The sequence below is a fragment of the Yersinia sp. Marseille-Q5920 genome, from assembly GCF_946902935.1.
In the GTDB taxonomy this organism is placed as follows: domain Bacteria; phylum Pseudomonadota; class Gammaproteobacteria; order Enterobacterales; family Enterobacteriaceae; genus Yersinia; species Yersinia rochesterensis.
The window spans coordinates 91,127-112,173 of the sequence record NZ_CAMPQA010000005.1 but is presented as its reverse complement, the minus strand read 5'-3'; the positions used below and the strand labels follow the sequence as shown (position 1 = coordinate 112,173).

Here is a 21,047-nt window from a genome sequence, read left to right as displayed (position 1 = left end):
CATGATCTGTCCGGTAATCGACCTGGCCCAACAATTGATTAAACGCCCGTCGCTCAGCCCAAATGATGCGGGCTGCCAGGAGATCATGATTCAGCGCTTAGAGGCTATCGGCTTTACTGTCGAGCCGATGAATTTTGGTGATACCCTTAATTTCTGGGCATGGCGTGGCGAAGGTAAAACACTGGCGTTTGCCGGCCATACCGACGTGGTTCCTACCGGCGATGAAAGCCACTGGAACAGCCCGCCATTTGAACCGACCATCCGCGATGGCATGCTGTATGGTCGGGGTGCCGCCGATATGAAAGGTTCGCTGGCAGCCATGGTAGTTGCGGCAGAGCGCTTTGTTGCCGCACACCCTAATCATCAAGGCCGGTTGGCATTTATGATTACCTCCGATGAGGAAGCCAAAGCCATTAATGGCACCGTTAAAGTGGTTAACGCCCTGATGGCGCGTCATGAGCGGCTGGATTATTGTCTGGTGGGTGAGCCATCCAGCACCGACCGCGTCGGTGATGTGGTGAAAAATGGCCGCCGCGGTTCAATCACCGCCAACTTGCATATCCATGGTGTTCAAGGGCACGTGGCTTATCCTCATTTGGCTGACAACCCGGTTCACCGCGCGATGCCCGCCCTGAATGAGCTGGTTGCCACGCAATGGGATGAAGGCAATGAGTTTTTCCCCGCTACCAGTATGCAAATCGCCAATTTGCATGCCGGAACGGGCAGTAATAACGTGATCCCCGGTGAGTTCTATGTGCAGTTTAACTTCCGCTTTAGCACTGAACTGACTGACAGCATGATTAAGCAGCGAGTTGAAGCTTTGCTAGACAGCTATCAACTCAATTACACCCTCGAATGGGTATTATCTGGCCAGCCATTCCTGACCGCCCGTGGCGCATTGGTGGATGCCGTGGTCAACGCCGTCGAACATTATGCTGAAATTACGCCACAATTATTGACCACCGGTGGCACCTCCGATGGCCGCTTTATTGCCTTAATGGGCGCGCAGGTGGTTGAGCTGGGGCCGGTCAATGCCACGATCCATAAAGTGAATGAATGCGTTCACGCCGCTGATTTACAACTGCTCAGCCGAATGTATCAGAGAATCATGGAGCAACTCATCGCATGACAGCTAATACATTGACACCACAGATGCTTACCGGGCGCTCAACGGAGCATTTAGTGGTGTTAACGGGCAATCACCGCTTGCAGCCAGCGGCTGTTGATGCCTTTCGGGCCATGCAACAGGCGGCTAAAGTGGCGGGTTTGGATTTACAGCCAGCCAGCACTTTTCGCGATTTTGACCGCCAATTGGCTATCTGGAATGGTAAATTTCGCGGCGAGCGGCCAGTATTAGATAAAGACAGCCAGCCGATAGACATTTCTCGGCTTGATGCCGCCGCCCGTTGCGAAGCTATTTTACACTGGTCTGCTCTCCCAGGGGCCAGCCGCCACCATTGGGGCAGTGATTTAGATATTTACGATCCATCACTGTTACCCATGGGGGAAAAACTGCAACTGGAGCCGTGGGAGTATCAAGCGGGTGGGTATTTTTATCAGCTAACTCAATGGCTTGATGCGCACATGGCTGAATTTGGTTTTTACCGGCCTTTTAGCACAGACACCGGCGGTGTTGCCGCAGAGCCTTGGCACCTAAGTTACCACCCTCTGGCGGTAACGGCGCAGCATTTACTGACACCAGCAATCCTGCTGGAAGCTTGGCAATCACAAGATGTGGCGGGTAGTGAGTGGCTTTCCAGCCATTTACCCATGATTTTTTCACGATTTATAACTATACCCAATGAGTTTCAAGCGACAGAGGCTTGATACATGGCGGGTAAAGGAACTTAACATGCATTGGCTAGCTGATTACTGGTGGGTGGTTCTTATCATACTTGTCGGCATGATCTTAAATGGCATCAAAGAGTTACGCCGTCTTGATCATAAGAAGTTTTTGAGCAATAAGCCGGAGATCCCTCCCCACCGCGACAATAATGCGCAGTGGGATGACGACGACTGGCCGGATAAAGATAAGAAAAAATAAATGGGTGGGGGCAGCGCTCCCCCTGGTTTAATTTCCCGCAAGATCCTGACGCAAATGAGCAATAGCCCGCGCCAGCATTGGCTGATTAATGCCATGTCCGGTATTGGCATCCAGATCCAATGTCACAGCAGCCCCCAATGCCGTTAAGCACTGCGCGGCGGCGTTGGCCTGTTCTACCGGAATAACGCCATCCTGTTCGCCATGAATCAGATGGACGGCCACGTCAGTGATAGGTTGCTGCGGCAAAGTGGCAAAACGCCCACTGAACCCGATGACCTGCCCGGCTAATTGTGGCTGAACTTTCACCCCTTCCAATGACATTATGGTGCCCTGCGAGAACCCCACCAATGCAGTTTGCCGTGCGCCAAGCCCACTTTGTTGCTGCCAATAGCGCACAGTGGCAATAAATTCGGGCATCACTTCATCAATACGCCCTTGCCGCCCCTGCTCGGTGATCCCCTGCACAGAAAACCACTGCCGCCCACCGCCCATGCTGCTGGCAAAAGGCCCATTAATACTGATCACCTGCGCCTGAGGAAAAGCTTGCGCAAAATGGCTGCCGACCGGTGCCATCCCGGCAGCACTGTCGCCAACACCATGAAATAACAAAATTAATTGCTCTGGCTGCGCCGGTTGCTGCACCACAATGTGTTTTTCATTCATAGAGGAGCCTTTAGTATCCAAATATTGATATGGTTAACTATAGGCCGCTGGTTTGAAAAGGATATTGGGTTTTATTGATGGAGTTGGTGCGGATAATTGAAAGAGTGGCACTGTTCATCCCACTCTTGGGAATTCATGCAGTCAAAGCGGGGCCGGAATGTGTGTTTTATCAACATCAATCGCCGCCATCCCCTCGGCGGCCTCCTGCCGCCACTTAGTCACCAATGCTTTGCGCCCGGAAAGGCCCAATTGATGAACAATTTCCGCTGCCGTATGCCCCTGCTGCAAATATTGCCGCAAGGCGGGAAGCGGTAATTCTGTTTGTAATAATTTATTTTGTAATAGTAACCGCTGTAACGCGGGCAAACTCGCCTCTAACGGGCGGAAAGCAAAAGCAAAACCGGCCAACTCACGCCAATCATCATCATTTAAGGTGATATCAGGTTGCTCTGGCGGCAGTAAGGATACTGGCGTTTCCAGACCAATCCATTGCTGCAACCAATACCAATCACGCACTAATTGCTGCCGCGCGGTCTCACAGAGCATTTCCCCTGCCGGACTGAGGGGCAGCATGGCCATTGCCGCGTAACAGCCGCTACTGGCCTCTTTGTGACTGCCCATGCGCACCAGTTGAAAACCGCAGGCACACCAAAAACACGCTAATTCTGCGGTATAGCCAAAACTGACCGAAAGAAAATCTAGCCCTTCCCGTTGCGCACGAGCTTGTTCGGCAACAATCATCTGCCGGGCAATCCCTTGTTTTCGCCAGGATGGCGCTACCGCAACGCGACTGATTCGTCTGGATAATAAGGTCGGTGTTTGCCATTGACCGCTGTGAGCGGCTAGCGATTGCGCCACTAAACTGCCCTTTGGCCGCCGCCTGCCCGCCCAAATCTCGAGCGCTAATCGGCTATCCAGCCCGCCCTCATCCACCAGCCACAAAGCGCCTATCACTGAATTCGCCATCTTGGCGGCAGAAAAATGCATGCCCGGTGCATCCATCAAACGCCGTAAATCCAGCGGAGTGGTGCGGTAATGGGCACTGGAAAGCAAGCCGTAAAAGCGGCGCAATAATTCGGGATTATTCAGCCAATCAGGCTGTTCACAAGTGGAGATTTCGATCTGTGCAATGGCGGATGCTGTCGGCGACAATATATCATTCACCCAATCATCATTAAGCCGGTCATCATTAAATAACATGATGTCGTCGATAATCTGTTCCAGTGGGTCATGGCTGGCCCAGCGGATCGGGTTGGTCAATGTTAAATGATGCCAATCACTCAAGGTCGCGCAAAACTTTAATAAAAATCCGCGCCCGGTGCCTTCATAGCCTTGCACCGTGGTGGTTAACAATGCTCGTGGGAAGTAGGCCAAAAGCGCCGACAGTAGCGCGGTTGGGATGGCGGCGGCCTCATCAATCAATAGCCAGTCAACATCACTGACATCATGGCGTTGACAGAAATCTAGCAGCGCATCTGGTGCCCAAAAACGCGCGCGCTCTCCGGCTCGCTGGCTTAATACTTGAGTTGCTGCCTTGCCCGGCCCGGTGACCCAGCATTTGCCCGGCCACTGCGCCACCAACATACCCGCCAGTGTCGACTTACCGCGCCCACGAGCCGCCGTCAGCACCCAAACACCTTGTTTGGCCTGCATCAAGCGCTGAAGAATATTTTGCTGTTCTGCGGTGGGCGTGCCGTCGGGTTGCTGCCAATGTGGGCGAATATCAAACTGCAGTTCTGGCGGCAACAGCCCCTGCTGCCACAAAACGACATCGGGAGAGGCCAGAAGTTGGCGCTGTAGATGGCGGATAAAATTTGGCGTCGTGATTGGGGCATTCTGCTCACTCCAACGCAAACTGTCGGCATCGGGTAAAAGTGGCCAACTGCCCCACTCTGGCACCAACATCACCAACCAACTGCCAGCCCGCAATGTCCCCGCCAACACCGCCAGCGCTTCTGTATTCAGGCCATTGCTGGCATCAAACACACCGTGTAGCCCCTCCTGCCCCAACAAGGTTTTGGCCGCAGTAGGCCGGATTCCATTAATATTTGGCGGCAAAGATTCCCCAATCCACCACCAATCTCCGGGCAATTGCTCGGACAGATTTATCGCCTGCTGCCGCGCCCAATCAGCACTGCCACTGAGCACCAGTAAACGCCGATGTCCCTGCTGCGCCATCAGCGCTTGGCTGGCGATAATGCCGTTGGTCACCTCAGGATTTACCGATAACCAATGAGAGCAATCCGGCGGCAATCAATGGCCCGACCGGTACACCGCGGAACAGGGCCACGCCCAACACCGTTCCGACCAATAATCCCGCCACTACAGAGGGTTGATGGGTCATTAGCGAGACACCCCGCCCACCGAGCCAGGAAACAGCTACCCCGACCACAATGGCTAAAATAGATTTCCACTGAACAAAGGAGTGCAGCACTTCACTGGCACTGATTTTCCCACTGGCAATTGGCGTCATCACGCCAATAGTTAGAATCAATATGCCGATGGTTAAACCGTATTTCTCTATCCACGGGAAAAACTGATTCAGCGGAGTAATACGCACCGCGATTAATGTCAGAATAGCGAGTGTGACAGTCATGTTGTGGCTGATAATGCCGAGTGCAGCCAGCCCCAAGAGAATTAATAAAGTTGGATCAAGAGCGGTCATGCCTATCCCTGCCTTGCAATGAAGTACCGGCGACGAGTGCGCCGGCAAAAAGTTTTCTTATAATAGTCTCTGCTTACGTGAGGTTCTAGCGCTATTAGCGGGTGGCAAAGGTGTTGCAGTTATTAGGATCGCCACTGTCGAAACCCCGTTTAAACCACGTATAGCGTTGTGCTGAAGTACCATGAGTGAAGCTATCTGGCACCACCCGCCCTTGGCGTTGTTGCTGTAATCTATCATCACCAATGGCCTGTGCGGCATTCAACGCTTCTTGTAAGTCGCCGATTTCCAACACATTTTGCTTTTCCATCGCTTTGCCCCATACACCAGCAAAGCAATCTGCCTGCAATTCCATTTTGACTGATAGGCGATTAGCTTCTGCTTCAGAAACACCCTGCTGCTGTTGCCGCACTTTGGTGTCAATGCCCAACAAATGTTGCACATGATGCCCAACTTCATGAGCAATCACATAGGCTTGAGCAAAGTCACCGTCCGCACCCAGTTTGTTTTTCATATCTTCATAGAAAGATAAATCGATATAAACCGTGCTGTCCGCCGGGCAATAAAATGGCCCCATCACCGACTGACCGGTGCCACACCCGGTGCGAGTTGCACCACGGTACATCACCAATTTTGGCTCTTGGTAACTGCGGCCCATTTCTTGAAAAATAGGTTTCCAGGTATCTTCAGTGTCAGCCAGTACCACGGAGGTAAATTTGGCATATTGATCATCTTTGGCGCTGACAGCGCTTTGTGATCGAGGTTGAGTCTGGGTTTGAGACATAGGGTCACTGCCATTTAGCAATGGCGTCAAGTCAACCCCATAATAACCCGCCACCAGCACGACGATGAGGATGACTAGGCCGCCTTTGCCGCCAATGGGTGGCCGAAAACCGCCACCGCCGCCAGAGGAATCACCCCGCCTGTCTTCTACATTGTCACTTTCGCGACGACCTTGCCAACGCATAGCTTTGCCTCCAGATATATTCCTTATGTATTATCGTAGGAAATCCGTAAGGCGAATACCATTAAAAGAACAAATGATTAATGCCGCAGGGGGAATAAGAAGAATAGGGGGAGATAGAGGTTATCTCCCCTTATACCCGTCATACTTCAAGCTGCATGTGCGTTGACTGCTCTCGCTCACCCGAATCATTGACTGGTGTCAACTCATCGGGATTTCTCAATTGCCGCCTTCCTGCAACCCGAATTATTTAAGGTATAAAACAGTTATGTCAGAGAAAACGTAATCGATTGCGCAGTTAGTCTAATTTTACGCCGATACGGTGCGCAACTTCTTCGTAGGCTTCAATCAAGCCGCCCAAGCTTTGGCGATAGCGGTCTTTATCCATTTTGTTCAGGGTTTTCTTATCCCACAAACGGCTACCATCAGGAGAAAACTCATCACCCAACACCACTTCGCCATTGAACAGGCCGAATTCCAACTTGAAGTCCACCAAGATTAAACCAGCATCATCAAACAACTTGCTCAACACGTCATTGGCCAAATAGCTCAGTTCTTTCATCCGCGCTAATTGTGCTTCTGTCGCCCAACCAAATGTTTTGCAGTAAGACTCATTGACCATCGGGTCATGCATGGCGTCATTTTTCAAGAACAAGTCAAACAGCGGTGGATTCAGTTCCAGACCTTCTTCGATACCCAAACGCTTTACCAAAGAACCTGCGGCACGGTTACGGATAACACACTCAACCGGGATCATTTCCAGCTTTTTCACCAGCACTTCAGTGTCTGACAGCAAGCTTTCCATCTGGGTTGGAATACCGGCTTCTTCCAATTTAGCCATAATGAAATGGTTAAATTTGTTGTTTACCATGCCTTTACGATCGAACTGCTCAATGCGCTGACCATCTAGTGCTGACGTATCATTACGGAACTCCAATACCAACAGGTCAGGATTTTCGGTGGTATAGACGGTCTTCGCCTTGCCACGATACAACTCAGCTAGCTTTTGCATCTTATTACTCCAGTAATGTGAAAGTGTAACTCGCCATAAAATGAATAAAGGGGCCGAAGCCCCTTTTAGGTATTATTGGGTGCTTGTAGCACTCGTCTGGCTAAGCGCCGCCTGGAACACTGCGACCAGCGCATCATTCTGCGACTGAGTCAGAGGCTGCCCTTTAGGGCCGATGAATTGTAAGCTACTGCGGTTATCGAGGTCGCCGACTTGCAGCTTATAATCGCCTGTTGGCAATTCTGGGTCTTTGGCACCCAACGCATCCCAGCTACTGCTACTCATGGATTTACTGGTCACGTTAATTGTGCCCAGTGGACGGCTACGGTCAGTCACCTTCATGCCGACTTTCTCAAGCGCGGCTGGCAGACGTTCCCACAGCACAGCATAAGGTGCGCGAACAATCAGTTGCGGTAAGCCAGTATCATCGCTACCACTTTGAACATCCAAAGTACCGACTTTACGTGCCGCCTGGCTGCTTTCGCTATCAGAACGCACCTTATCCAAACCTTCAATAATGGCATTCAGCATTGCGCCATTGTAGCGCTGGATTTCGGTATAGCTGGTAATTGGTTTACCACCTTGTTGTAATTCAAGGGATTTCACCACCAGAGCTAACTGATAACCTTGCTCCTGCACACTTATCTGATAACGGCCTTCAAACTGGACGTCTTCATCTGCGCGATTCCATTTAACCCAATCAGTTGTCAACGTTTGGCTGGCATCCTGACGGCTGGCAATCGCCCAGTTTTTATCCTGTAGAACGCGGGTAACCTGCGCCCACAGATTACGATTTTGCGGGCTATTCTCTAACAATAGCTTGCTGGTATCGTTAGCATTTTCAGCGCGAGAGCCGCTTAACAATGCCAATGATTGTACCGGAGGACGGATGTCCAACTGTTTGCCCACCGCGCCTTGAGTGTTAACGGAACGGACATCAAAATCACCATTTTGCACAGGCAGAATCATCCCGGCTGGTGAGTTCAGCGGCTTCAGCGCCGGAGCTTCAAGATAAGACTCGTCACCGCTAACCTGGCGTTTGTAGCGTTGGTCAGTGGTACAACCTGCCAGCAACATCGCCAGCGAAATTCCCACAACCGTTACCACCGTCGACTTTTGCAATGTTATTGCCATCAAATTTCCCTAAGAGTTACAGCAAACCTGCGCTTTTCAGCGCGTCTTCCACAACCCGTTGAGCCGGGTCAGTCAGTGGGGTCATTGGCAGACGCATTGTGTCATTCGCCATTAACCCCAGCTTCTTCGCGGCCCATTTCACCGGAATTGGGTTTGCTTCTACAAATAAATGCTGATGCAACGGCATCAAGCGCTGATTCAAACGGCGTGCCTCTGCAAAGTTACCCTGTGCAGCCAATGCGCAAAGTTCAACCATTTCGCGCGCAGCAATGTTTGCTGTCACCGAAATAACCCCTTTGCCACCCAATTGCATAAAGTCTAAACCGCTCGCATCGTCACCACTGAGCAGGATGAAATCTTCATCATCAACCAGCACTTGGATCTGACTTACACGACTTAAGTTCCCTGTTGCTTCTTTCACAGCAACAATATTTTTAATCTTAGCTAAACGGGCAATGGTCGGCGGTAACATATCGCAACCGGTACGCGATGGCACATTATAGAGAATTTGTGGCAAATCGGTACTTTCAGCAATCGCTTTGAAGTGCTGATATAACCCTTCCTGCATCGGGCGGTTATAATACGGTGTTACCGTCAAGCAACCCACCACACCGGTATTATTGAACCGCTGTGTGAGAGAAATCGCTTCGGAGGTGGCATTCGCGCCTGTTCCGGCAATGATTGGAATGCGGCCATCGGCCAATTCGAGGGTTTGCAAGACCACATCGACATGCTCATCATGATTCAGTGTTGCTGATTCGCCGGTCGTGCCGACGGAAACAATCGCCGCAGTGCCACTGGCCACATGATAATCGATAAGTTTTTTAAGGCTCGCGCGATCGACAGCACCCTTGTTGTCCATCGGCGTTATCAGTGCAACTATGCTTCCGGTAAACATTCGATTTTCTGTAAATTCTGGACTTCCCATAAACATTGCCCACCCACTCCTTAAACAAGTTCCTCATGGTACTTTTGACCTCTACCCAAAAGCAAGTAAACAACTGTGTTGTAAGCGCTTGGCAGCAGGTTTTTTTTATGTTTACCATGGTAACCCCAAAGAGCATGACAGGAAGAGCGATTTTGCCGCAGCTTGAACATTATCTGGTCATTACCGCACTCGGTGCTGACCGCCCTGGAATAGTGAACACCATCACCCGCCATGTCAGTAGCTGCGGTTGTAATATTGAAGATAGCCGGCTGGCCATGTTCGGTGAGGAATTCACCTTTATTATGCTGCTTTCGGGCAGTTGGAACGCCATCACCCAACTGGAATCCACCTTGCCGCCAAAAGGTGCAGAGCTTGATTTGCTGATTGTAATGAAACGGACCAATGCGCAAAATCAGAAAGCCATGCCTGACACCGTATGGGTCAAAGTTGAAGTTAATGATTCCCCCCATATTATTGAACGGTTTACCAATCTGTTTCATTGCCACAATATGAATATTGCGGAGCTGGTTTCCAAGACTCAACCGGCTGAAGGTGACCTTCCTGCGCGATTGCATATCCAGATAAGTGCCCACAGCCCAGCCAGCCAAAACAGTTCGATAATCGAAGACGCTTTTTATCAGCTATGTACAGAACTCAACGCACAAGGCAGTATTAGCGTTGTGAACTATCCACAGCATGACTCACGAATGGAGAGTTAGTAATGAGCCCATTGAAAGCCGGTGATATTGCGCCGAAGTTTAGTTTGCCCGACCAAGACGGCGAGCAAATTAGTTTGGCCGACTTCCAGGGACAACGTGTCTTGGTCTATTTTTATCCGAAAGCCATGACACCTGGCTGTACTGTTCAGGCCTGCGGTCTGCGCGACAATATGGATGAATTGAAAAATGCAGGTGTTGAAGTGCTGGGTATTAGCACCGATAAACCTGAAAAGCTGTCACGTTTTGCCGAAAAAGAGCTGCTGAATTTCACTTTGCTGTCTGATGAAAATCATGAAGTTGCAGAGCAATTTGGCGTCTGGGGCGAGAAAAGCTTTATGGGGAAAACCTACGACGGCATCCATCGCATCAGCTTCTTAATAGGTACTGATGGCAAGGTGGAGCATGTGTTTGATAATTTCAAAACCACTAATCACCACGATATCGTTTTGGACTATTTACGCCAAAGTGCTTGAGTCATAACACACCGGCCCTGACCGATAAATTGCAAAAAAGAGCGCTCAAACGCTCTTTTTTATTGGCAATAAATCGAATGATCCCCAAAGCCATTGCTGTTGCAGCAAGGCAGCCAGCGAACTCATCCCGATGAGCTGACTCCGGTCAGTGATTCGGGTGAGTGAGTGCAGCTAACACCGCTGCGGCATCAAGGGCACAGGGGATAGTTAATCCGCATCCGGGATAAACTCCTCCGGCCAGGCATGAATAACGGCTTTGACCAAAGTCGCCAACGGGATGGCAAAAAACACCCCCCAAAAGCCCCACATCCCACCAAAAATAATCACTGACAAGATAATGACCAGCGGATGCAAATTCACGGCTTCCGAGAACAACACTGGCACCAACAAGTTGCCATCCAGCCCCTGCACCACCAAATAGGCGACAAAAAGCGTCCAGAAATCTGCGCCAATGCCCCATTGGAATAACGCCACTAACACCACCGGAATGGTCACAATCACCGCGCCAATATACGGAATCAGAACAGAAAAACCGACCAACACCGCCAGCAACAGGGCGTAATTCATCCCCAGCACGAAGAACACCAAATACGTGGCGATACCAACCACCACCATTTCCAGCACTTTTCCGCGAATATAGTTGGTAATCTGTTGGTTCATTTCCAGCCAAACCTGCCCCGCCAAACCCCGATTGCGCGGTAAAATACGGCGCACAGCATTCAGCATTTGTTCTTTATCTTTGAGCAGGAAAAACAGCATCAGCGGCACTAAAATCAAATAGATAGCCAATGTCAGTAAGCCGATTAATGAAGCTAGCGAAATTTTCACCACTGACTCGCCCATACCAGAGAGCTTGCTGCGCAGATTTTCCGCCATCATATCGACAATACCGGCATCCACCAATGCGGGGTAGCGCGAGGGTAAAGTTTGAGCAAACGCATTGAATTTATTCAGCATTTTCGGCATATCTGACATCAGATTATTGCCCTGTTGCCAGACGGTGGGAGCAACAACAAACACCGCCAACAACGCAATACCGCCGAACACCACCAACACAATACTGGCCGCCCACGGGCGCGAACAACCAATACGCTGTAACCGAGCCGTCGGCCACTCTAACAGATACGCCAGAACAATCGCCGCCAATAGCGGGGCCAAAATACCGCTAAAGAAGTAGAGAATACAGAACCCAGCCAACAGAATAACCAGTAACGCGATAACCTGCGGGTCGGTAAAACGACGGCGATACCATTGTAACAACAGCTCTAGCATCCGAAATTGCTCCTTAAGTACCATGAGGAATCCGCAGATTGGGGAATTCCTTAAACAACCCCATCATACAGGGGCATAACCCGAAGGTCAGTTTTACGCGCCAGCCGTTTCTTTATCGCCATTCCTTTATATAACTATTTCTTTATACCTATATGCTGACTAAGATAGTTGCGAGTCTCAGTTAGGGATGATGAGCTTAACCTTTGACCTATTTAAGACTATTTTTGTGATCTAGTTCGCTTCCGTGATGATTGTACTGGAGAGCAGTGCAAGGAAGAAGAACTCTTACACATCTCGGAGTCTAATTGTCATTACATCAGTAGGGGCAACCTCGTTTATGACAGATAAGCTAAGTCAAACAAGTCAGCTAAATAAAACAGGTCAGTTAAATAAAACAGGTCGGGTAAGTAAGACGGTGATAGCTACATTGCTCAGTAGCTTACTGCTTACCAACCCTATAGCTGTCAATGCTGAGACACAGACCCAAGACCTGCTGCCCGATATCGGTACTTCAGCGGGGGCAACATTAAGTATTGATCAGGAAAAAGCCATGGGGGACTTTTATGTCCGCCAGATGCGCGCCAGTGCTCCACTGATTTATGACCCATTATTGACACAATATATCAATTCGCTGGGTAACCGCTTAGTCGCCAATGCTTATTCGGTGCGTACACCATTTCATTTCTACTTGGTGAATAACGACCAGATAAACGCCTTTGCATTCTTTGGTGGCAATGTGGTGCTGCACTCGGCCCTGTTCCGCTATACCGATAATGAGAGCGAACTGGCCTCGGTATTAGCCCATGAAATATCGCATGTCACTCAGCGCCATCTGGCGCGAGCAATGGAAGAACAGCAGCGCATGGCCCCCCTGACGTGGGTGGGTGTGCTAGGGTCTATTCTGCTAACAATGGCCAGCCCACAGGCGGGTATGGCGGGCTTGAGCGGTACATTAGCCGGTGCTCAGCAAGGGATTATCAGCTTTACCCAAGGCAATGAACAGGAAGCCGATCGAATTGGCATTCAAGTGCTACAACGTTCAGGGTTTGATCCACAAGCGATGCCGAACTTCCTGCAAAAATTAGCCGATCAGTCGCGATATGCATCCAAACCACCGGAAATGCTCTTGACTCACCCATTACCCGACAGCCGATTATCTGATGCGCGTAACCGGGCTAATCAGATGAAACCGCACCCGATTGCCTCGTCGCAAGATTATTTGTTCGCCAAAGTTCGTATTTTGGGCATGTATGGTTCGACCGAAAATAGCCTGACGCCCGATCTATTGGAAACCCTGAGTAAAGGGACGACGCGCGAGCAATTGGCCGCTAAATACGGCCAGGCCATTTTATGGTACCAGGCAAAAAAATACGATGAAGCCCGTAATGAGTTACAACCGCTGTTAACCCAACAGCCGGGCAACATTTGGTTCCTCGATTTAATGACTGATATCGATTTGGGGCAAAATAAAGCCGCTAGCGCCATTAGCCGCCTGCAAGCCGCAACAGCCAATCTGAAAGATGAGCAGCCGGTATTACAACTGAATCTGGCTAATGCTTATGTTGAGGGCGGAAAACCGGCAGAGGCCATCAAAATCTTGCGCCGTTATACTTTCAGCTATCCGAATGACCCTAACGGCTGGGATTTATTGGCACAAGCGGCGGCGGCACTGGGCCTGCGCGATCAAGAACTGGCAGCGCGTGCAGAAAGCCTGGCATTGAGTGGTAAATTGACTCAAGCCATTGGCTTGCTCAGTGATGCCAGTGCGCGGATGAAGTTAGGGAGTTTAGAACAGGCTCGCTATGATGCCCGTATTGACCAGTTGCGCCAATTGAATGAGCGCTTCCGTAAATACCAGAAGTCCTAAGGAAAGTTACTATGAAAAACGTCACGATTTACCACAATCCGCGTTGCTCCAAAAGCCGGGAAACACTCGCATTAGTTGAGCAACAGGGCATTCAACCGCAAGTGGTATTGTATTTAGATACCCCGCCCTCGGTGTCGACGTTAAAAGAATTACTGCAACAATTGGGCTTCAGTGACGCCCGCCAATTGATGCGCACCAAGGAGGAACTCTATAAGGAGTTGAATCTGGCAGATAACGCGCTGACACAACAGCAATTGCTGCAAGCCATGAGTGATAACCCTAAGCTTATCGAGCGCCCAATTGTGGTTTATCACGGCAAAGCGCGTATTGGCCGCCCACCAGAACAAGTATTAGAAATTTTGAAGTGATTTAATCAGTCGTTAAAAGATAATGATTGAACGAGTGCGAGGCCGCTTATTCGTTCAATATCTATAATCCGAGGATCTCTTTCACAAAGGGGATGGTCAGTTTGCGCTGCGCAGTAATAGAGGCGCGATCAAGCTGATCCAGCGTCATAAACAGCGTGCGCATTTCCCTGTCCAGGCGCTTTAGCAGAAAACGGCCGACATCTTCCGGTAATTCAAAACCCCGCAATTTGGCGCGTAATTGCAAAGCTTGCAATTTTTCATCATCAGACAAGGGCTGCAATTTATAGATTTGCCCCCAATCAAGCCGGGAAGCCAGGTCAGGTAAACCGAGATTCAACTGCCGCGGTGGGCGATCGCCGGTAATCAGTAAGCGGGTACGCCCTGTTTCTACAATGCGATTATAAAGATTAAATATCGCCATTTCCCACTGTTCATCACCTGCAATGCACTCAATATTATCAATACAAATCAGAGCCAATTGCTCCATGCCATCCAACACTTCCGGCACAAAATAAGCGCGTTTATCCAGCGGGACATAACCCACCGCCTCACCTTTTTGCGATAACTCAGCACAAGCAGCATGCAACAAATGGCTGCGGCCACCGCCTTCGCGCGACCAGAAATAGATATAACTGCCATGAGACTGGTGAACAGCAGACTGGATCGCCGCTAATAGGGATGGGTTCTCCCCCGGATAAAAACTAGCAAAAGTTTCATCATCGGGAAGATAAAGTGGCAGTGAAAGCTGTGCCGGCGTATTCAGAAGCACCTCAACCAACAAAACGGGCGGGAAAACGTGACAAGTTTACCACAAAAATGGGCAACAGCATAAAAACCTGATCTGAGGCGAAAAACTGGCCGAACCGACAAACGCAGCTCGACCAGCAATCACTTTATTTCAGTGTCAGCTCTTCTTCCGTGGCCTCAATAATCTCTTCTTCAGTGCGGATCAAACTGATAACCTTGAACAACAGACTCAGGCCGATGCCTACTACTGTTGCCAGCGCCATGCCTTTCAGTTCAGTTGCACCAATGTTCACTTTCGCGCCACTCACCCCAATAATTAGGATGACGGAGGTTAAGATCAAGTTTTGTGCTTTGTTGTAGTCCACTTTGGACTCGATCAACACACGGATACCTGACGCCGCAATAACACCGTATAGCAGCAGTGAAACACCGCCCATGACTGGCACTGGAACCGCCTGAATTGCCGCAGCCAATTTGCCAACACAAGAGAGCATTATCGCCAGAATCGCGGCACCACCAATCACCCAAGTGCTGTAAACGCGGGTAATTGCCATAACCCCGATATTTTCACCATAAGTGGTATTCGGTGTGGAACCGAAGAAGCCGGAAATCACAGTCGAAATACCATTGGCAAACATTGAACGGTGCAGGCCGGGATCACGAATTAAATCCTTTTTCACAATATTCGCCGTTACCACCAAATGCCCAATATGCTCGGCAATCACCACCAATGCGGCGGGCAAGATGGTCAGAATGGCAAACCACTCAAAACGCGGGGTATAGAATGTCGGTAAAGCAAGCCAGTGGGCATCGCGAATAGGGGCCAAATCAACCACGCCCATCACAAATGACAAGGCATAGCCCGCCAACACACCAATCAGAATAGGGATAATGGCGAAGAAACCGCGAAATAGCACCGAGCCGAGGATGGTCACCCCCAAGGTCACCATTGAAATGATGATAGTGCTTGAATCGACGGTTACCCCCTCCGCAGGTAGTAGCCCAGCCATTCCCGCAGCTACGCCAGCCAATTCAAGGCCGATAACCGCAACAATCGCCCCCATCGCCGCGGGTGGGAATAGCACATTCAACCAACCGGTACCGGCTTTTTTCACAATCAGCGCCACCAGGCAGAACAGCACGCCGCACATGATAAAACCGCCCAGGGCGACTTCGTATCCCAATGGCAACAACAGTAATACCGGTGAAATAAAGGCAAAACTGGACCCCAGATAAGCTGGGATTTTTCCCTTACAAATGAATAAGTAAAGCAAGGTTCCGACACCGTTAAATAGCAGCACTGTTGCCGGATTAATTTTAAACAGAATAGGAACTAAAACAGTGGCACCAAACATCGCAAACAAGTGTTGGAAACTCAGGGGGATCGTCTGGAGCAGCGGTGGACGCTCGCTGACGCCAATGGTGCGACGGCTCATTTTCTCTATCCTCTAATGAAAGTTATATGGTGTTGTGTTGAATGCTAAAAATTATTCAAAAAAAAGCCGACTATCGAGTCGGCTATCTAGAAGTTATTTGGTTCCGAAAATCTTATCACCGGCATCACCCAATCCTGGGATGATGTAGCCGTGTTCATTTAGACCTTGATCGATGGAAGCAGTGTACAGCTCGACATCTGGATGAGCGGCTTCCAATGCTTTAATACCTTCAGGTGCGGCAACCAACACCAATACTTTGATGCTCTTACAGCCAGCATTCTTAAGTAAATCAATGGTCGCAATCATTGAACCACCGGTTGCCAGCATCGGGTCAACCACCAGCGCCATGCGCTCATCGATATTTGACACCAGTTTCTGGAAGTAAGGTACTGGCTTCAGCGTTTCTTCATCACGATAAACCCCTACCACACTAATTCGCGCACTAGGGACATTTTCCAAGACCCCCTCCATCATGCCCAAACCGGCACGTAAAATGGGCACTACCGTGATTTTCTTACCTTTAATCTGTTCAATCTCAACCGGCCCATTCCACCCTTCGATGGTGACTTTTTCAGTTTCTAAATCGGCGGTTGCTACATAAGTCAGTAAACTTCCCACTTCAGACGCTAACTCGCGAAAACGCTTTGTACTGATATCATTCTCACGCATCAAACCAAGTTTATGTTTTACTAGCGGGTGTTTCACCTCAACGATCTTCATTATTTTTCTCCTGGTTAGGCGACTGGCGGCCAAAAAAATCGCGAGATTATACCGCCTTTTTTTTTGAACACCACAATGAATAGCCTGATTCAGATCAATAGAAAACCATTATTAAGTCAAGTAAGCTAAAAATCAGCGTGATATCACAAGCCACTCGCAAACGTTTGCCTGCGCTGTTAGAATTGTCGCGTTTTCTTCCAAAGCTCAACCACGGGGACCTCGCAGTGACCAACAAAACCTCTCTCAGCTATAAAGACGCAGGTGTAGATATTGATGCCGGCAATGACCTTGTTGATCGCATAAAAGGTGTGGTTAAACAAACTCGTCGCCCAGAAGTGATGGGGGGATTGGGCGGGTTCGGTGCCCTGTGCGCTTTGCCACAAAAATACCGTGAACCTATTCTGGTTTCAGGCACTGACGGCGTCGGCACCAAGCTGCGTCTGGCGATGGATCTGAAACGCCACGATACCATCGGTATCGATTTGGTCGCCATGTGTGTTAACGACTTGGTGGTCCAAGGTGCTGAGCCACTGTTTTTCCTTGACTACTTTGCTACTGGTAAACTGGATGTGGATACTGCCGCCAGTGTGATTACCGGGATTGCCGAAGGGTGCAAACAGTCAGGTTGTGCACTGGTTGGGGGCGAAACCGCCGAAATGCCGGGGATGTACCACGGCGAAGATTATGACGTAGCAGGCTTTTGTGTCGGCGTGGTCGAAAAATCTGAAATCATCGACGGCAGTAAAGTCGCGCCGGGCGATGCTCTGGTGGCTTTAGGTGCCAGCGGCCCGCATTCTAATGGCTATTCACTGGTGCGTAAAATTCTGGAAGTCAGCAATACTGACCCAGAACAGACTCAATTAGACGGTAAATCTCTGGCCGACCATTTGCTGGAACCGACCAAAATCTATGTAAAATCCATTCTTAGCTTGATTGAGCAACTTGATATCCATGCGATTGCTCACTTGACCGGTGGCGGCTTCTGGGAAAATATCCCACGCGTATTACCACAAGGAACTCAAGCGGTTATTAATGAAAATAGCTGGCAGTGGCCCGCAGTATTTAGCTGGTTGCAAGAGGCCGGTAATGTTAGCCGCCACGAAATGTACCGCACATTTAACTGCGGCGTCGGCATGGTTGTTGCCTTACCTGCGGAACTGGCAGATAAAGCGGTTGAGTTGCTGACAGCCTCTGGCGAAAAAGCTTGGAAAATTGGTGTCATAGCGGCGGCGGCAGATGGTGTAGAGCAAGTTATTATCAATCCATAACATCGCCAACCCCCCTGCAGCTTCAAGTCCGAAGGGTATTACCCAAAGTCATTGAAGTGGCAGGTAGGCGGCAAATGAATGAACCCGATGAGTTTACATCAGTAAATGATTCGGGTAAGTGAGTGCAGCCAACACCCCTGCAGCTTCAAGTCCGAAGGGTATTATGAAAAAAATAGTGGTTTTGGTCTCGGGCCAAGGCAGTAATTTGCAGGCACTGATAGACGCCCAACAGCAAGGGCGTATTTCAGGCGAGATTAGTGCTGTCTTCAGTAATAATCTGCAAGCTTATGGATTAGAGCGTGCTGAATTGGCGGGCATTGCACACCATGCAATAGATGCCAAATCTTATGCCTCGCGTGCCAGTTTCGATTTGGCATTAGCGCAAGCTATTGATGAATATCAGCCTGATTTAGTGGTACTGGCGGGCTATATGCGCATTCTCAGTCCAGAGTTTGTTCAGCATTATGCTGGTCGGATGTTGAATATTCACCCCTCACTGTTACCGAAATATCCCGGCTTGCATACCCATCGTCAAGCATTGGAAAACGGCGATCTTGAGCACGGTACTTCAGTCCATTTTGTGACGGAAGAACTGGATGGCGGCCCGGTCATCCTGCAAGCCAAAGTCCCGATTTTCAGTGATGATACTGAAGAGGATGTGGTCGAGAGAGTCCAAACTCAAGAACACAGTATTTACCCGTTAGTGGTCGGTTGGTTTACTGATGGCCGTTTAGCAATGCGCGAGAATGCAGCGTGGTTAGATGATAAACGTTTGCCACCACAGGGTTATGCGGCTGAGTAAAGACAGGTTAAGTGATATTGATTAAAGGCGCAGCCATTTAAGGTGAGCGCCTTTTTTAATTCCCCTGTGCTTATACCTTGTGCTAATAGTATAATTTTTAGGGCAGCAGCCGCTGTCGTCATATGAGGAATCAGCATGTCTACCACTAGCAGCGTCCGGTTACGTCCGTTGGAACGGGATGATCTGCCGTTTGTACATCAGTTAGATAACAATGCCAGCGTTATGCGCTATTGGTTTGAAGAGCCTTATGAGGCTTTCGTCGAGCTGTCTGATCTGTATGATAAACATATTCATGATCAAAGCGAACGCCGCTTTATTATTGAAAGCCAGGGGACAAAAGTCGGTCTGGTTGAGTTAGTTGAAATTAATCACATTCATCGCCGTGCTGAGTTTCAGATTATTATCGACCCAGCCCATCAAGGCAAAGGTTATGCCGGTTCAGCAGCAAAGTTAGCAATGGAATACGGTTTTTCCGTACTGAACCTCTATAAACTGTATTTGATTGTGGATAAAGAAAATGAGAAAGCAATTCATATCTACAGCAAATTGGGCTTTGAATTGGAAGGCGAGTTAAAACAAGAGTTCTTTATCAATGGTGAATATCGCACTGCCATTCGCATGTGTATTTTCCAGCCGCAATATTTGGCTAAATATAAAACCCCATCGATAAAGAGTGCTTAATTTTTCGGGGCTAATTCAGTTGGCCCCAACATCCATTTACGTCAGCAGCGATAATAAGGGGAAATCCTCTTTTAGCGCTAAATCCATGACATCTTGTTTAAACTTCTGGCTTGAGTTATCAGTGGAATCACGACACGCATGGTAAGAATATATGATATCAATCACGTGACTTTCGGTTATCTCTCCGTGATGGCTAACATGGGCTGAGATGAGTGCTTTCAGAAAGAAAAAATCTATCACTTGAAGATTAAATACAGCAACCGCCGACTTATCCCCCATGGCTAATTGGTCATGATGAATACGATAAAGAAAATAATTACGCAATACTGAATTGTGCTGCATGAAAAATGGCAATGCATACTGATGCCAGGCATCACTTAATTTCTGTTCAATACTCTTCGGACTCGTCAGTTTATCGCTGAGAATTATCTGCAAAGTATTTGCATAGGCCGCCAATACATTTTTGCCACGGATATCGGGCATTTGTGCCATAAAATGACGAAAGTAATCTAATAGCTCGCAACGAATTGCGGGAGAATAATCTATAGCCATTAAGGCATCAGCAGCTTTCCCCGAGGCGACGGCGGATATTAACTTGGCACGTAAACTATCAATCTCGGCCATTTTATTTTTATTCACATCTGAACCCATTAGGTCCATCTGCAAAAAAAGGTTTATTGCCCATAGGCTTTCTTCAATAACATTACTCTCTTCACTTGCAGCAATAATAGCGACACAAGCACGATTGGCTAGCCGCTGGTCAATAATAATATCCGGCGCTTTATAATAATCATATTGATGGATAGTCGAAAATCGCAATGTTAATGCTTCCGGAGAAAATAAGACTTTCCGCGTAACTTCCGGGCAGGAAAGTGACATACTTTTTATTTTCTGATTTTTATAAATATGCTCGATGCGGGGATAAGTCGCACAACAGTTACTCAGTGCATTAGCGCCTGCATGTTTGTGAATTTGACATAACTGTTGTTCATCAAGAAAGGGGCAACACCCTTGGCTGTCGGGGTGGATATTGGCCCAAGAGGCAAGGCTGTCTTGGGTAACGGAAATATGGCTAATGGCAATACGTTTGATATCTGCGTAAGGGCTTTTAATATATTTTTGATAACGATTTCTATCCAGCGTCACATTTTGACCTTTACAGCAATGTTCACGACAAGCTGTACCGACACAGTTAAATGTCTCCATAAAATCAGGCTGAGTTATCAATAGCTCTTTCACTTAATGCTTCCATTCAATAGTCACCTCAATAACAAGCGGCACATGAAAGTA

22 protein-coding genes are annotated in these 21,047 nt (G+C 49.0%); 10 read left to right on the top strand and 12 right to left on the bottom strand.

Translation table 11 applies throughout. From position 1 onward, the window contains the following. Position 1: 1 nt before the first annotated feature. The 3 genes from dapE to OVO64_RS08860 are packed head-to-tail and all read left to right on the top strand — an operon-like array spanning position 2 to position 2,044. Positions 2 to 1,129, top strand: a complete 1,128-nt coding sequence (gene dapE, locus OVO64_RS08870; protein ID WP_038635102.1) for a succinyl-diaminopimelate desuccinylase — start codon at positions 2 to 4, stop codon at positions 1,127 to 1,129. Then, the gene (locus OVO64_RS08865) at positions 1,126 to 1,827 is read left to right on the top strand and encodes a M15 family metallopeptidase (protein ID WP_032821282.1); all 702 of its coding nucleotides are present in this window, start codon (positions 1,126 to 1,128) and stop codon (positions 1,825 to 1,827) included. The genes dapE and OVO64_RS08865 overlap by 4 nt, the downstream gene beginning before the upstream one ends. Before the next feature lie 25 nt (positions 1,828 to 1,852). After that, a complete protein-coding gene (locus OVO64_RS08860; protein WP_032821281.1) occupies positions 1,853 to 2,044 on the top strand; it encodes a YpfN family protein in 192 nt (63 codons plus the stop codon). Between the two features lie 27 nt (positions 2,045 to 2,071). Here OVO64_RS08860 and ypfH read toward each other — a convergent pair whose 3' ends face one another. The 7 genes from ypfH to dapA form a co-directional block, all read right to left on the bottom strand. Next, positions 2,072 to 2,707 carry an esterase gene (gene ypfH, locus OVO64_RS08855; RefSeq protein WP_145586176.1) on the bottom strand — a complete coding sequence of 212 codons (636 nt, stop codon included), beginning with the start codon at positions 2,705 to 2,707 and terminating at the stop codon, positions 2,072 to 2,074. A gap of 141 nt (positions 2,708 to 2,848) precedes the next feature. Continuing rightward, positions 2,849 to 4,918: a tRNA(Met) cytidine acetyltransferase TmcA gene (locus OVO64_RS08850; RefSeq protein WP_162928729.1), complete on the bottom strand. Its 2,070-nt coding sequence runs from the start codon at positions 4,916 to 4,918 to the stop codon at positions 2,849 to 2,851. A 1-nt stretch (position 4,919) separates the two neighbouring features. After that, positions 4,920 to 5,372 carry a DUF441 domain-containing protein gene (locus tag OVO64_RS08845; RefSeq protein WP_038635159.1) on the bottom strand — a complete coding sequence of 151 codons (453 nt, stop codon included), beginning with the start codon at positions 5,370 to 5,372 and terminating at the stop codon, positions 4,920 to 4,922. A gap of 94 nt (positions 5,373 to 5,466) precedes the next feature. Continuing rightward, a complete protein-coding gene (locus OVO64_RS08840; RefSeq protein ID WP_050291477.1) occupies positions 5,467 to 6,336 on the bottom strand; it encodes a neutral zinc metallopeptidase in 870 nt (289 codons plus the stop codon). Between the two features lie 295 nt (positions 6,337 to 6,631). Beyond that, positions 6,632 to 7,345, bottom strand: coding sequence for a phosphoribosylaminoimidazolesuccinocarboxamide synthase (gene purC, locus OVO64_RS08835; protein WP_005162080.1), 714 nt, complete (start codon positions 7,343 to 7,345; stop codon positions 6,632 to 6,634). Between the two features lie 72 nt (positions 7,346 to 7,417). Beyond that, positions 7,418 to 8,476, bottom strand: a complete 1,059-nt coding sequence (gene bamC, locus OVO64_RS08830; protein WP_038635164.1) for an outer membrane protein assembly factor BamC — start codon at positions 8,474 to 8,476, stop codon at positions 7,418 to 7,420. Positions 8,477 to 8,492: 16 nt separating this feature from the next. Then, entirely contained in the window at positions 8,493 to 9,374 is an 882-nt protein-coding gene (gene dapA / locus OVO64_RS08825) for a 4-hydroxy-tetrahydrodipicolinate synthase (RefSeq protein ID WP_038639679.1), read from the bottom strand. Between the two features lie 182 nt (positions 9,375 to 9,556). Between dapA and OVO64_RS08820 the strand changes: the two genes are divergently transcribed. Beyond that, a complete protein-coding gene (locus tag OVO64_RS08820; protein ID WP_038635167.1) occupies positions 9,557 to 10,123 on the top strand; it encodes a glycine cleavage system transcriptional repressor in 567 nt (188 codons plus the stop codon). Between the two features lie 2 nt (positions 10,124 to 10,125). Next, positions 10,126 to 10,596, top strand: coding sequence for a thioredoxin-dependent thiol peroxidase (gene bcp, locus OVO64_RS08815; RefSeq protein WP_038635170.1), 471 nt, complete (start codon positions 10,126 to 10,128; stop codon positions 10,594 to 10,596). A 207-nt stretch (positions 10,597 to 10,803) separates the two neighbouring features. Here the strand turns inward: bcp and OVO64_RS08810 are convergent, their stop codons facing one another. After that, positions 10,804 to 11,868 (bottom strand): AI-2E family transporter, encoded by a 1,065-nt coding sequence (locus tag OVO64_RS08810; protein WP_038635173.1) that lies wholly within the window; start codon positions 11,866 to 11,868, stop codon positions 10,804 to 10,806. A 337-nt stretch (positions 11,869 to 12,205) separates the two neighbouring features. Here OVO64_RS08810 and OVO64_RS08805 point away from each other — a divergent pair, with 337 nt between their 5' ends. Next, positions 12,206 to 13,735, top strand: coding sequence for a tetratricopeptide repeat protein (locus tag OVO64_RS08805; protein ID WP_267248720.1), 1,530 nt, complete (start codon positions 12,206 to 12,208; stop codon positions 13,733 to 13,735). Positions 13,736 to 13,746: 11 nt separating this feature from the next. Continuing rightward, a complete protein-coding gene (gene arsC / locus OVO64_RS08800) occupies positions 13,747 to 14,103 on the top strand; it encodes an arsenate reductase (glutaredoxin) (protein ID WP_038635182.1) in 357 nt (118 codons plus the stop codon). 61 nt (positions 14,104 to 14,164) lie between these two features. Here arsC and hda read toward each other — a convergent pair whose 3' ends face one another. From hda to upp, 3 genes are all read right to left on the bottom strand, one after another. Next, positions 14,165 to 14,872 (bottom strand): DnaA inactivator Hda, encoded by a 708-nt coding sequence (hda, locus tag OVO64_RS08795; protein ID WP_032820160.1) that lies wholly within the window; start codon positions 14,870 to 14,872, stop codon positions 14,165 to 14,167. A 124-nt stretch (positions 14,873 to 14,996) separates the two neighbouring features. Next, positions 14,997 to 16,286 carry a uracil permease gene (gene uraA, locus OVO64_RS08790; RefSeq protein WP_145510185.1) on the bottom strand — a complete coding sequence of 430 codons (1,290 nt, stop codon included), beginning with the start codon at positions 16,284 to 16,286 and terminating at the stop codon, positions 14,997 to 14,999. A 93-nt stretch (positions 16,287 to 16,379) separates the two neighbouring features. Beyond that, the gene (upp, locus tag OVO64_RS08785; RefSeq protein ID WP_038635186.1) at positions 16,380 to 17,006 is read right to left on the bottom strand and encodes a uracil phosphoribosyltransferase; all 627 of its coding nucleotides are present in this window, start codon (positions 17,004 to 17,006) and stop codon (positions 16,380 to 16,382) included. Between the two features lie 224 nt (positions 17,007 to 17,230). Here upp and purM point away from each other — a divergent pair, with 224 nt between their 5' ends. The 3 genes from purM to speG all read left to right on the top strand — a co-directional run bounded on the left by purM (position 17,231) and on the right by speG (position 19,757). Beyond that, entirely contained in the window at positions 17,231 to 18,274 is a 1,044-nt protein-coding gene (gene purM / locus OVO64_RS08780; protein ID WP_145588868.1) for a phosphoribosylformylglycinamidine cyclo-ligase, read from the top strand. A 163-nt stretch (positions 18,275 to 18,437) separates the two neighbouring features. After that, a complete protein-coding gene (gene purN / locus OVO64_RS08775) occupies positions 18,438 to 19,076 on the top strand; it encodes a phosphoribosylglycinamide formyltransferase (protein ID WP_038635189.1) in 639 nt (212 codons plus the stop codon). A 135-nt stretch (positions 19,077 to 19,211) separates the two neighbouring features. Next, a complete protein-coding gene (gene speG / locus OVO64_RS08770) occupies positions 19,212 to 19,757 on the top strand; it encodes a spermidine N1-acetyltransferase (protein ID WP_038635191.1) in 546 nt (181 codons plus the stop codon). Between the two features lie 36 nt (positions 19,758 to 19,793). Here the strand turns inward: speG and fliB are convergent, their stop codons facing one another. Continuing rightward, positions 19,794 to 20,996, bottom strand: a complete 1,203-nt coding sequence (gene fliB, locus OVO64_RS08765) for a flagellin lysine-N-methylase (RefSeq protein WP_072089032.1) — start codon at positions 20,994 to 20,996, stop codon at positions 19,794 to 19,796. Between the last annotated feature and the right edge of the window lie 51 nt (positions 20,997 to 21,047).

Coding starts and splice junctions, on each gene's coding strand:
- uraA (WP_145510185.1), bottom strand. CDS start 16,286: ATGAGCCGTCGCACCATTGGCGTCAGCGAGCGTCCACCGCTGCTCCAG.
- bcp (WP_038635170.1), top strand. CDS start 10,126: ATGAGCCCATTGAAAGCCGGTGATATTGCGCCGAAGTTTAGTTTGCCC.
- OVO64_RS08805 (WP_267248720.1), top strand. CDS start 12,206: ATGACAGATAAGCTAAGTCAAACAAGTCAGCTAAATAAAACAGGTCAG.
- dapE (WP_038635102.1), top strand. CDS start 2: ATGATCTGTCCGGTAATCGACCTGGCCCAACAATTGATTAAACGCCCG.
- dapA (WP_038639679.1), bottom strand. CDS start 9,374: ATGTTTACCGGAAGCATAGTTGCACTGATAACGCCGATGGACAACAAG.
- purC (WP_005162080.1), bottom strand. CDS start 7,345: ATGCAAAAGCTAGCTGAGTTGTATCGTGGCAAGGCGAAGACCGTCTAT.
- arsC (WP_038635182.1), top strand. CDS start 13,747: ATGAAAAACGTCACGATTTACCACAATCCGCGTTGCTCCAAAAGCCGG.
- speG (WP_038635191.1), top strand. CDS start 19,212: ATGTCTACCACTAGCAGCGTCCGGTTACGTCCGTTGGAACGGGATGAT.
- OVO64_RS08865 (WP_032821282.1), top strand. CDS start 1,126: ATGACAGCTAATACATTGACACCACAGATGCTTACCGGGCGCTCAACG.
- upp (WP_038635186.1), bottom strand. CDS start 17,006: ATGAAGATCGTTGAGGTGAAACACCCGCTAGTAAAACATAAACTTGGT.
- ypfH (WP_145586176.1), bottom strand. CDS start 2,707: ATGAATGAAAAACACATTGTGGTGCAGCAACCGGCGCAGCCAGAGCAA.
- OVO64_RS08845 (WP_038635159.1), bottom strand. CDS start 5,372: ATGACCGCTCTTGATCCAACTTTATTAATTCTCTTGGGGCTGGCTGCA.
- bamC (WP_038635164.1), bottom strand. CDS start 8,476: ATGGCAATAACATTGCAAAAGTCGACGGTGGTAACGGTTGTGGGAATT.
- OVO64_RS08810 (WP_038635173.1), bottom strand. CDS start 11,868: ATGCTAGAGCTGTTGTTACAATGGTATCGCCGTCGTTTTACCGACCCG.
- OVO64_RS08860 (WP_032821281.1), top strand. CDS start 1,853: ATGCATTGGCTAGCTGATTACTGGTGGGTGGTTCTTATCATACTTGTC.
- purN (WP_038635189.1), top strand. CDS start 18,438: ATGAAAAAAATAGTGGTTTTGGTCTCGGGCCAAGGCAGTAATTTGCAG.
- OVO64_RS08840 (WP_050291477.1), bottom strand. CDS start 6,336: ATGCGTTGGCAAGGTCGTCGCGAAAGTGACAATGTAGAAGACAGGCGG.